The organism is Pseudomonas marginalis (genome assembly GCF_900105325.1).
Lineage (GTDB): Bacteria > Pseudomonadota > Gammaproteobacteria > Pseudomonadales > Pseudomonadaceae > Aquipseudomonas > Aquipseudomonas marginalis.
The window spans coordinates 2486045-2499055 of the sequence record NZ_FNSU01000003.1 but is presented as its reverse complement, the minus strand read 5'-3'; the positions used below and the strand labels follow the sequence as shown (position 1 = coordinate 2499055).

1 protein-coding gene is annotated in these 13011 nt (G+C 65.7%); it reads left to right on the top strand.

Annotated elements, in window-relative coordinates:
* Nucleotides 1-34: 34 nt before the first annotated feature.
* Nucleotides 35-12931 carry a non-ribosomal peptide synthetase gene (locus BLW22_RS20680; protein ID WP_074847396.1) on the top strand — a complete coding sequence of 4299 codons (12897 nt, stop codon included), beginning with the start codon at nt 35-37 and terminating at the stop codon, nt 12929-12931.
* Nucleotides 12932-13011 lie beyond the last annotated feature (80 nt).

The window sequence follows — 13011 nt, the reverse complement described above, 5'->3', positions numbered from 1 at the left end:
AATTTCCCGTAAGCCGATTTCAGGCAGGAACCCCATGATGGACGCCTTCGAACTTCCCCGCACCCTGGTCGAGTCCCTTCAACGTCGCGCCGCCCAGGCCCCGGACCAGGTCGCCCTGCGCTTCCTCGCCGAGTCGGCCGAGCACAACGTGGTACTCAGTTACCGTGACCTGGACCAACGCGCCCGCACCATCGCCGCCGCCCTCCAGGCCAATGCGGCACAGGGCGACCGTGCGGTGCTGCTGTTCCCCAGTGGCCCGGACTACGTCGCGGCGTTCTTCGGCTGCCTGTACGCCGGGGTGATCGCGGTGCCGGCCTATCCGCCGGAGTCCACCCGCCGTCATCACCAGGAGCGTTTGCTGTCGATTATCGGTGACGCCGAACCGCGTCTGTTGCTGACCATCGCCAGCCTGGCCGATGGCCTCGCGCAGATCGAAAACGCGCCGCCGGTGCTGAGTGTCGACACCCTCGACGCACAGATCGCCAGCGCCTGGAGCGCCCCCGACCTGCACCCCGACGACATCGCCTTCCTGCAATACACCTCCGGCTCCACCGCGTTGCCCAAGGGCGTGCAAGTCAGCCACGGCAACCTGGTGGCCAACGAAGTGCTGATCCGGCGCGGCTTTGGCATCGACCTGAACCCTGACGACGTGATCGTCAGCTGGCTGCCGCTGTACCACGACATGGGCCTGATCGGTGGCCTGCTGCAACCGATTTTCAGCGGCGTGCCGTGCGTATTGATGTCGCCGGCCTATTTCCTCGGCCGGCCGCTGCGCTGGCTCGAAGCGATCAGCGAATACCGCGGCACCATCAGCGGCGGGCCGGATTTCGCCTACCGCCTGTGCAGCGAGCGGGTCAGTGAGTCGGCCCTGGAACGCCTGGACTTGAGCAACTGGCGCGTGGCCTATTCCGGCTCCGAACCGATCCGCCTCGACACCCTCGAGCGCTTCGCCGAGAAGTTCGCCGCCTGCGGGTTTACCTCGGATAGTTTCTTCGCCTCCTACGGCCTGGCCGAAGCCACCCTGTTTGTCGCCGGCGGCCGGCGTGGCCATGGCATCCCGGCGCTGCGCGTCGACGAGCAGGCCCTGGCCGCCAACCGCGTCGAGCCGGGGCAGGGCAGTGCGATCATGAGTTGCGGCACCTCCCAGCCGGAACACGCGGTGCTGATCGCCGACCCGCACACACTGAGCGAGCTGGCCGACAACTGCGTCGGCGAACTCTGGGCCAGCGGCCCGAGCATCGCCCACGGCTACTGGCGCAACCCGGAGGCCAGCGCCAAGACCTTCGTGCAGCATGCCGGCCGTACCTGGCTGCGCACCGGTGACCTGGGCTTTATCCGCGAGGGCGAGGTGTACATCACCGGTCGCCTGAAAGACCTGCTGATCGTGCGCGGTCATAACCTGTACCCCCAGGACATCGAACAGACCATCGAGCGTGAAGTGGAAGTGGTGCGCAAGGGCCGGGTCGCGGCGTTTGCGGTGAATGACAACGGCCTGGAAGGCATCGGCATCGCCGCGGAAATCAGCCGCAGCGTGCAGAAGATCCTGCCGCCTGAAGCGCTGATCAAAGCCATCCGCCAAGCCGTGGCCGAGGCCTATCAAGAAGCGCCGTGCGTGGTGGTGCTACTCAACCCCGGCGGCCTGCCCAAGACCTCAAGCGGCAAGGTGCAGCGTGCGGCGTGCGCGCTTCGGCAGGCCGACGGCAGCCTCGACTGCTACGCGCAGTTCCCCGATCTGCGCGCCCAGGCGAGCGCTGTTGTGCTGGAATCCGAACTGCAAAGCCGGATCGCCGCGATCTGGTGCGAGCAGTTGCAGGTTGCCACGGTGGCGGCCGATGACCACTTCTTCCTGCTCGGCGGCAACTCCATCACCGCCACTCAGGTGGTGGCGCGCCTGCGGGAAACCCTCGGCCTGGAGCTGAACCTGCGCCTGCTGTTCGAGGCGCCGACGCTGTCCGGGTTCGCCGCCGGCGTGGCGCACCTGCAACAGGACGGCGGCATTGCCCAAGGTGCGATCCGCCCGTTGTCGCGCCAGGACGAACTGCCCCAATCCCTGGCCCAGAACCGCCTGTGGATCACCTGGCAACTGGACCCGCAAAGCAGCGCCTACACCATCCCCGGCGCCCTGCGCCTGCGTGGCGAGCTGGATGAAGACGCGCTGCGCTCGAGCTTCCAGCACCTGATCCAGCGCCACGAAGCCCTGCGCACCCGCTTCTATGAACGCGATGGCCAGGGCTTCCAGCGTGTGGAGGCCAACAGTGATTTCGACCTGCAGGTTATCGATCTCAGCGCCTTGCCCGTCGCCGAGCGTGAAGCCCGCGCGCAACAGATCCGGGAGGACGAAGCCCGTACCCTGTTCGACCTGGAAAAAGGCCCGCTGCTGTGGGTGACCCTGGTGCGCCTGGACGAAGACGATCACCAGTTGCTGGTGACCCTGCACCACATCATCGCCGATGGCTGGTCGTTGAATATCCTCATCGACGAGTTCTCGCGCCTGTACGCCGCCGCAAGCCAGGGCCAGGCCCTGGTGTTGCCGCCACTGGCCTTGCAGTACGCCGACTACGGCAGCTGGCAGCGCCAATGGCTGGCCGACGGTGAAGGCCAGCGCCAACTGGCGTACTGGAAAGCGCAGTTGGGCGACGAGCATCCGACCCTGAGCCTGGCCACCGACCACCCGCGTGCGGCCCGGCAACGCCACAGTGCGTCGCGCCATAGTGTGCGCCTGAGTGTCAGCCTCAGCGAGGCGATTCGCCAGACCGCCCAGACCCACGAGTCCACGCCGTTCATGCTGTTGCTGGCGGCGTTCCAGACCTTGCTCTACCGCTACAGCGGCCAGCGCGATATCCGCATCGGCGTGCCCAACGCCAACCGCCCGCGCCAGGAAACCCAAGGCCTGATCGGCTTCTTTATCAACACCCTGGTGCTGCGGGCCGAGCTGGACGGGCGCCGGCCTTTCACTGAGCTGCTGGCCGCCACCCGCCAGACTGCATTGGGCGCCCAGGCCCATCAGGACCTGCCCTTCGAGCAACTGCTGGAAGCCTTCCCGCAAGCCCGCGAACAAGGCCTGTTCCAGGTCATGTTCAACCACCAGCAACGTGACCTCAGCGCCTTGCGTCGCCTGCCGGGCATGCTCGCCGACGAGCTGCCCTGGCACAGCCGCGAAGCCAAGTTCGACCTGCAGCTGCACAGCGAAGAAGACCGCAACGGGCGCCTGAGCCTGTCCTTCGACTACGCCGATGAACTGTTCGACACTGCGACCATCCAGCGCCTGGCCGAGCACTTCATCCACCTGTTGCAAGCGGTCTGTGAGCAACCGCAGCAAGCCCTCGGCGACATCCAGCTGATGCAGCAGGATGAACAGCAAACGTGGTGCCAGGCGCCGTGCGCACCCGCTCAACAATGGCTGCCCGAACTGCTCAACCAGCACACCTCGGACAACACCGCGCTGGTTTGGCAGGACGGCAGCCTGACCTTCGCCCAACTGCACACCCAGGCCAACCGCCTGGCCCATTACCTGCGCGACAAAGGCGTCGGCCCGGACGTGTGCGTAGCCATCGCCGCCGAGCGTTCGCCGCAGTTGCTGGTGGGCCTGCTGGCGATCATCAAGGCCGGTGGCGCCTATGTGCCGCTGGACCCGGATTACCCTGCCGAGCGCCTGGCCTACATGCTCAAGGACAGCGGCGTGCACCTGCTGTTGACCCAGACCGCATTGCTGGACCGCGTGCCGAGTGCCGAAGGCGTGTGCGTGATTGCCATGGACAGCCTGCACCTCGACAGCTGGCCGACCCAGCCGCCCGGCCTGCACCTCGATGGCGACAACCTCGCCTATGTGATCTACACCTCCGGCTCCACCGGCCAGCCCAAGGGCGTGGGCAATACCCATGCGGCCCTGGCCGAGCGCTTGCAGTGGATGCAGGCCACCTATCAACTCAATGACAGCGACGTGCTGATGCAAAAGGCACCGATCAGTTTCGACGTGTCGGTGTGGGAATGCTTCTGGCCGTTGATCACCGGTTGCCGCCTGGTGCTGGCCGGTCCTGGCGAGCACCGCGATCCGCACCGCATCGCGCAGTTGGTGCAGGCGCACGGCGTGACCACGCTGCACTTTGTGCCGCCGCTGTTGCAGCTGTTTATCGACGAACCGCTGGTGCCCGAGTGCACCAGCCTGCGTCGCCTGTTCTCTGGTGGCGAAGCCTTGCCCGCCGAGTTGCGCAATCGCGTATTGGCGCAGTTGCCGGCGGTGCAATTGCACAACCGCTATGGCCCGACCGAGACCGCGATCAACGTCACCCACTGGCAGTGCCGCGCCGAGGATGGCGAGCGCTCGCCGATTGGCCGGCCGCTGGGCAATGTGATCTGCCGCGTGCTGGACGAGCAGCTCAACCCGTTGCCGGCCGGTGTGCCGGGCGAACTGTGCATTGGCGGCATCGGCCTGGCGCGCGGTTACCTTGGGCGTGCCGGTTTGACCGCTGAGCGCTTTGTCGCCGACCCGCTGGGCGAGGCGGGCGCGCGCCTGTATCGCACCGGTGACCGCGCACGCTGGAGCGCCGATGGCGTGCTCGAATACCTCGGCCGTCTCGATCAGCAGGTCAAGCTGCGTGGCTTCCGGGTGGAGCCGGAAGAAATCGAAGCGCGCCTGCTGGCCCTGGACGGTATCGCCCAGGCCGTGGTGCTGGTGCGTGACGCGCAGTTGATCGGTTACTACACCGCCCATGCCGCCCTCGACGAACAGGACGTCAAAGCGGCCCTGGCCGCCGAGCTGCCGGAGTACATGGTGCCCGCGCAACTGATGCGCCTGGACGCGATGCCCCTGAGCCCCAGCGGCAAGCTCGACCGTCGCGCATTGCCGGCGCCGGTGTGGCAAACCCGCGAACACATCGAGCCCGAAACACCGTTGCAGCAGCAGATTGCAGCGATCTGGCGCGAGGTGCTCGGCCTGCCGCAAATCGGCCTGCGCGATGACTTTTTCGCCCTCGGCGGCCACTCGTTGCTGGCCACGCAAATCATCTCCCGCACCCGCCAGGCCTGCGACGTCGAATTGCCGTTGCGCACCTTGTTCGAGGCCAGCGAGCTGGGGGCTTTTGCCGAGCAAGTCGGCCTGATCCAGGCCAGCGGTCAACGCAACCAGCAAACCGCAATCGCCACCGTCGACCGCAGCCTGCCGGTGCCGTTGTCGTATTCCCAGCAGCGCATGTGGTTCCTCTGGCAGATGGAACCGGACAGCCCGGCCTACAACGTCGGCGGCATGGCGCGCCTGCGTGGCGTGCTGGATGTGGGGCGTTTCGAGGCGGCGTTGCAGGCCTTGATCATGCGCCACGAAACCCTGCGCACTACATTCCCGAGTGTCGACGGCGTGGCCTATCAAAAGGTGTCGGCGCAGACCGGCCTGCGCATGGACTGGCAGGATATGTCGGCGTTGAACGAAGGCGAGCGCGAGCAGCGTTTGCAGCAACTGGCCGACCACGAGGCGCACACCCCGTTCAACCTGGAAACCGGGCCACTGCTGCGTACGTGCCTGGTCAAGGCCGGTGAGCGGGAGCACTACCTGGTGCTGACCCTGCACCATATCGTCACCGAAGGCTGGGCCATGGACATTTTTGCCCGTGAACTCAGCGCGCTGTACGAAGCCTTTATCGATGAGCGCCTGTCGCCGCTGGCACCGTTGCCTGTGCAGTACCTGGACTACAGCGTGTGGCAACGCCAGTGGCTGGAGTCCGGCGAACGCCAACGCCAATTGGACTACTGGACCGCGCAACTGGGCAACGAACACCCACTGCTCGAATTGCCCGGCGACCGCCCACGGCCACCGGTGCAAAGTCACCGGGGCGAGCTGTACCGCTTCGACCTCAGCGACGATCTGGCCGCCCGTGTGCGTGCCTTCAACGCCGAACGTGGCCTGACCCTGTTCATGACCATGACCGCCACCCTGGCCGTGCTGCTCTACCGCTACAGCGGCCAGACCGACCTGCGTATCGGCGCGCCGGTGGCCAACCGCATTCGCCCTGAAAGCGAAGGGCTGATCGGCGCGTTCCTCAACACCCAGGTACTGCGTTGCCAGCTCACGGGGCAGATGAGTGTTGCCGAGCTGTTCGAGCAGGTCCGTCACACAGTGATCGAAGGCCAGTCCCATCAGGACCTGCCGTTCGACCATCTGGTGGAGGCCCTGCAACCGCCACGCAGCGCGGCGTACAACCCGTTGTTCCAGGTGATGTGCAACGTGCAGCGCTGGGAATTCCAGCAGAGCCGCCAACTGGCCGGCATGACCGTCGAATACCTGGCCAACGATGCTCGCGCGACCAAGTTCGACCTCAACCTGGAAGTCACCGACCTCGACCACCGCCTGGGTTGCTGCCTGACCTACAGCACCGATTTGTTCGATGAACCGCGCATCGCGCGCATGGCCGAGCATTGGCGCAACCTGCTCGAAGCGTTGATCGCCAACCCGCAACAACGCCTCAGCGAACTGCCGTTGCTGAGCGCCACCGAGCAACGCGCGTTGCAGGACAGCCTGGGAGTGGAGGCGGGCGAGCATCGTCTCGACCAGTGCCTCCAGCAACTGTTCAGCCAGCAGGCGCTCAAGCGTGGCGATGCCCCGGCGCTGACCTTTGCCGGTGTGACCCTCACCTACGCTGAACTCGACGCCCGCGCCAACCGCCTGGCCTGGATGCTGCGCGAGCGCGGCGTGGGCCCGCAGGTGCGGGTCGGCCTGGCGCTGCCGCGCTCGCTGGAAATGGTCATCGGCCTGCTGGCGATCCTCAAGGCCGGTGGCGCCTATGTGCCGCTGGACCCGGAATACCCGCTGGACCGCCTGCACTACATGATCGAAGACAGCGGCATCGGCCTGTTGCTCAGCGATGCGGCGATGTTCGACGCCCTTGGCGAATTGCCGGCGAGCGTGGCCTGCTGGTGCCTGGAAGATGACTTGCCGGTGCTGGCCAATTACCCGGCCGGCGAGCTGCCGTTTATCAGTTTGCCGCAACATCAGGCCTACCTGATCTACACCTCCGGTTCCACCGGTAAACCCAAGGGTGTGGTGGTGTCCCACGGTGAAATCGCCATGCATTGCCAGGCCGTGATCGAGCGCTTCGGCATGCGCCCGGACGATTGCGAGCTGCATTTCTATTCGATCAACTTCGACGCCGCCACCGAGCGTTTGCTGGTGCCGCTGCTCAGCGGTGCCCAGGTGGTCCTGCGCGCCCAGGGCCAGTGGGATGCCGAGGAAATCTGCGGGCTGATCCGTACCCATGGCATCACCATCCTTGGTTTTACCCCGAGCTACGGCAGCCAGTTGGCGCAGTGGCTGGCGACCCAGCACCAGACCTTGCCGGTGCGCATGTGCATCACCGGCGGCGAAGCGCTGACCGGCGAACACCTGCAGCGTATCCGCGCAGCGTTCCAGCCCGAGGTGTTTTTCAACGCCTACGGCCCGACCGAAACCGTGGTCATGCCGCTGGCCAGCCTGGCGCCGCAGCAGTTGGAAGAGGGCGCCGCCAGCGTGCCGATCGGCAGCATCATCGGCGATCGCGTGGCCTATATTCTCGACGCCGACCTGGCCTTGGTGCCGCAAGGCGCGACCGGCGAGTTGTATGTGGGCGGCGCCGGTCTGGCCCAGGGTTACCACGAACGTCCGGGGATGACGGCCGAACGGTTTGTCGCCGACCCGTTTGCCCGCCAGGGCGGTCGCCTGTATCGCACCGGCGACCTGGTGCGCCAGCGCGCCGATGGCCTGGTGGAGTACCTGGGGCGTATCGATCACCAGGTGAAGATTCGCGGTTTCCGTATCGAACTGGGCGAGATCGAAACCCGCCTGCTGGAGCACGCAGCCGTGCGCGAAGCGGTGGTGCTGGCGCTGGATTCGCCGAGTGGCAAGCAACTGGTGGCGTACCTGGTCAGCGACGCCGACCACGGCACCTTGCGTGAGGCGCTCAAGGCCCATCTCAAGGCGCAACTGCCGGACTACATGGTGCCCGCGCACCTGATCGTACTCGACAGCATGCCGCTGACCGCCAACGGCAAGCTCGACCGCCGCGCCCTGCCGCAACCCGATCCCGAGGCCAATCGGCAACAGTACGTGGCGCCGCGCAACGAGCTGGAAAGCACCTTGGCAGCGATCTGGTGCGCGGTGTTGAACGTGCAGCAGGTCGGCCTCGACGATAACTTCTTTGAACTGGGCGGCGATTCGATCCTGTCGATCCAGGTGGTCAGCCGCGCGCGGCAGGCGGGGATTCATTTCAGCCCTCGCGACCTGTTCCAGCACCAGACCGTGCAAACCCTGGCCGGGGTGGCCACGCGCTCCGAGCAGGTCAGCGCCGAGCAAGGCGTGCTCACCGGCGCTTCGGGCCTTACACCGATCCAGCACTGGTTCTTTGACACCGATATCCCCGCGCGCCAGCACTGGAACCAGGCGCTGGTGCTCAAGCCGCTGCAACTGCTCGAGCCTCATCGCCTGGAGCAAGCGCTGCTGGCGGTACTCGAACACCACGACGCCCTGCGCCTGAGCTTTACCCGGCGCGATGCGCAATGGCATGCCGAACACCTGGCCGTGCCGAAAGGCGGCGTGCTGATGCAGGCGCAAGTGCGCGACATGCAACAGTGCACCGCGCTGTTCACAGACACCCAGCGCAGCCTCGACCTGCAACACGGCCCGCTGGTGCGCGCCTTGCTGGTGGATGGCCCCCAAGGCCAGCAACGCTTGCTGATCGCGATCCATCACCTGGTGGTGGACGGTGTGTCGTGGCGCGTGTTGCTCGAAGACCTGCAAAACGTTTACCGCCAGCTCAGCGACGGCCAGTCCGTCAGCCTGCCGGCCAAGACCAGCGCCCTGCGCGATTGGGCCGCGCGCTTGCAGGCGTATGCCGGCAGCGAATCCCTGCGTGAAGAACTGAGCCTGTGGCAGGACCGGTTGGCCGGCTCTGACGCGGCATTGCCCGTGGCCCGCCCGCACGGTTCGCTGCGCAACCGTGATGCCGATACCGTCAGCGTGCGCCTGGATGCCGAACACACCCGCCAGTTGCTGCAACAGGCGCCGAGCGCCTACCGCACCCAGGTCAACGACCTGCTGCTGACCGCCCTGGCCCGTGTGCTGTGCCGCTGGAGCGGGCACGGGTCGGCGCTGATCCAGCTCGAAGGCCATGGCCGCGAAAGCCTGTTCGACGACATCGACCTGACCCGCAGCGTCGGCTGGTTCACCAGCGCTTACCCGCTGCGCCTGACCCCGCAAACCGGGCAGGGCGATTCGATCAAGGCGATCAAGGAACAGCTGCGTGCGGTGCCCCATAAAGGGTTGGGCTATGGCGTGCTGCGTTACCTCGCCGATGACCTGTGCAAACAGAGCATGGCCGCCTTGCCGAGTGCGCAGGTCACCTTTAACTACCTTGGCCAGTTCGACCAAAGCTTCGGCGCCGATGCACTGTTCCACCCACTGGACGAATCGGCGGGCCTGGCCCATGACCCGGATGCGCCGCTGCCCAACGAACTGAGTGTGGACAGCCAGGTGTACGGCGGCGAACTGGTGCTGCGCTGGACCTTCAGCCGCGAACGCCACGACCCACAGGCCATCCAGGACCTGGCGCAGGCCTACCTGGCCGAACTGCAAGCGTTGGTCGCCCATTGCCTGGAGGACAACGCCGGCGGCCTCACGCCGTCCGACTTCCCCCTGGCGCACTTGAGCCAGTCGCAACTCGACAGCTTGCCGGTACCGGCCAGCGCCATCGAAGACGTGTACCCGCTGACCCCGATGCAAGAAGGCCTGCTGCTGCATACCCTGCTGGAGCCGGGCACCGGCCTCTACTACATGCAGGACCGATACCGCATCAACAGCGCTCTGGACCCCGAGCGTTTCGCCCAGGCCTGGCAAGCGGTGATCGCTCGCCACGAAGCCTTGCGCGCCTCGTTCTGCTGGAACGTCGGCGAAGACATGCTGCAAGTGATCCACAAGCCGGGCAGCACGCCGATCGAGTACCTGGATTGGGGTGCCGACCAGGAAAGTGAACAGGAACCGCGCCTGCAAGCGCTGCTCAAGGCCGAACGCGAAGCCGGTTTCGATCTGCTCAACCAGGCGCCGTTCCACCTGCGCCTTATCCGCGTCGGTGAAGCGCGCTACTGGTTCATGATGAGCAACCACCACATCCTGATCGATGCCTGGTGCCGCTCGCTGCTGATGAATGACTTCTTCGATATCTACATGGCCCTTGGCGAAGGCCGTGAGGCGCAGCTGGCCACGCCGCCGCGCTACCGCGACTACATCGCCTGGCTGCAACGCCAGAACCTGGCCGAAGCACGCCAGTGGTGGCAGCAGAACCTGCAAGGTTTCGAGCGCACCACGCCGATCCCGAGCGACCGGCCGTTCCTGCGCGAACATGCCGGCCACAGTGGCGGCATGGTGGTGGGTGACTGCTACACCCGCCTCGACGTCCGTGACGGTGCGCAACTTCGCGAACTGGCCCAGGCCCATCAACTCACCGTCAACACCTTTGCCCAGGCGGCCTGGGCCTTGGTGCTGCGACGCTTGAGTGGCGAGCGTGACGTGCTGTTCGGCGTCACCGTGGCCGGACGCCCGGTGGAAATGCCCGAGATGCAACGCACCGTCGGCCTGTTTATCAACAGCATCGCGCTGCGGGTGAAGCTGCCCGAAGACGACCAGCGTTGCAGCGTACGCCAGTGGTTGAACGCGTTGCTCGACAGCAATATGCAACTGCGCGAGTACGAATACCTGCCGCTGGTGACGATCCAGGAACACAGCGAACTGCCCAAGGGCCAGCCGCTGTTCGACAGCCTGTTCGTGTTCGAAAACGCCCCGGTGGAAGTCTCGGTGCTGGACCGCGCCCACAGCCTGAATGCCACCTCGGACTCCGGCCGCACCCACACCAATTTCCCGCTGACCGCTGTGTGCTACCCGGGGGATGACCTCGGCCTGCACCTGTCCTACGACCAGCGTTACTTCGATGAAACCACCGTGCAGGGCATGCTCGGTGAATTCAAGCGCCTGCTGCTGGCGCTGGTGCAGGGCTTCCATGGTGACATGGCCGACCTGCCACTGATGGGCGAACAGGAACGCGCGTTCCTGTTGGACGGCTGCAACCAGAGCGAACACGCCTACCCGCTGGAACGCAGCTATATCGAGTTGTTCGAAGCCCAGGTGAGCGCGCATCCGCAGCGCATCGCCGCCCGTTGCCTGGACCGGCAATGGACCTATGACGAGCTGAACCGGCGCAGTAACGGCCTGGGTCATGCATTGATTGCGGCGGGCGTCGGCCTGGACCAACCGGTGGCGTTGCTGGCCGAGCGTAACCTCGACCTGCTGGGCATGATCATCGGCAGCTTCAAGGCCGGTGCCGGTTACCTGCCGTTGGACCCGGGCCTGCCACGCCCGCGCCTGAGCCGCATCATCGACCTGAGTCGCACACCGTTGCTGGTCTGCACCGAGGCGTGCCGCGAGCAGGCCATCGAGCTGCTGGACGGCGTCGACTGCCAGTTGCTGGTGTGGGAGGACGTGCCTGCCCGTGGGGAAAATCCGGGCATCTACAGCGGCCCGGACAACCTTGCCTACGTGATCTACACCTCGGGCTCCACCGGCTTGCCCAAAGGCGTAATGGTCGAACAGCGCGGCATGCTCAATAACCAATTGAGCAAGGTGCCGTATATGGACCTGACGCCAGCGGATGTGATCGCCCAGACCGCCTCGCAAAGCTTCGATATTTCCGTGTGGCAATTCCTCGCCGCGCCGCTGTTCGGCGCACGGGTGGATATCGTGCCGAACAGCATCGCCCACGATCCGCAGGGCTTGCTGGCCCATGTGCAGGCACACGGCATCACCGTGCTGGAAAGCGTGCCGTCGCTGATCCAGGGCATGCTTGCCCAGGATCGCATCAACCTGGACGGTTTGCGCTGGATGCTGCCGACCGGTGAAGCGATGCCGCCGGAGCTGGCGCACCAGTGGTTGTTGCGTTACCCGGAGATCGGCCTGGTCAACGCCTACGGCCCGGCGGAATGTTCGGACGATGTGGCGTTCTTCCGCGTCGACCTGGCGTCCACCCGTGGCACTTACCTGCCGATTGGTACGCCGACGGACAATAACCGTTTGTACGTGGTGGATGGCGCGCTGGAATTGGTGCCCCAGGGGGCGGTCGGTGAGTTGTGCGTGGCCGGCACCGGGGTGGGCCGTGGGTATGTCAGCGATCCGCTGCGCACCGCCCAGGTGTTTGTGCCGAACCCGTTCGGCGCACCGGGAGAGCGCCTGTACCGCACCGGCGACCTGGCACGGCGGCGCAGCGAAGGCGTGCTGGAGTACGTCGGGCGTATCGACCATCAGGTGAAGATTCGCGGCTACCGCATCGAGCTGGGTGAAATCGAAGCGCGCCTGCACGAACATCCGCAAGTGCGCGACGCGGCAGTGGGCGTGCAGGAAGGCGTCAACGGCAAGCATCTGGTGGGTTACCTGGTGGCCGCCGATGAGAGGCTGAATCCGGGCGAACGCCTGGACCGCATCAAGCAACGCCTGCGCGCCGAACTGCCGGAGTACATGGTGCCGCTGCACTGGCTATGGCTCGAGCGCCTGCCGCTCAACGCCAACGGCAAACTCGACCGCAAGGCCCTGCCGGAACTGGAGATCGGCCAGTTGCACAGCCAGGACTACCTGGCACCACGCAACGAACTGGAAAACACCTTGGCCGCGATCTGGGCCGAGGTGCTGAAAGTCGACAGGGTCGGCGTGCAGGACAACTTCTTCGAACTGGGCGGCCACTCGTTGCTGGCCACGCAGATTGCTTCGCGCGTGCAGAAGACCCTGCAGCGGGATGTGCCGCTGCGGGCGATGTTCGAATGCAGCACGGTGGCGGAGTTGGCCGCGTACATCGAGGGGCTGGCGGCCAATGAGATCAGTGCGGAGAAGGTGGATCGGTTGAGTGATTTGATGGCGGAGCTGGAAGGGCTCTGATCTTCGCCGTCTGTCAGGACGCCATCGGGGCTTGCCCCCGATGGCCATAGGTATCTACACAACTCTTAAAGGCTGACACA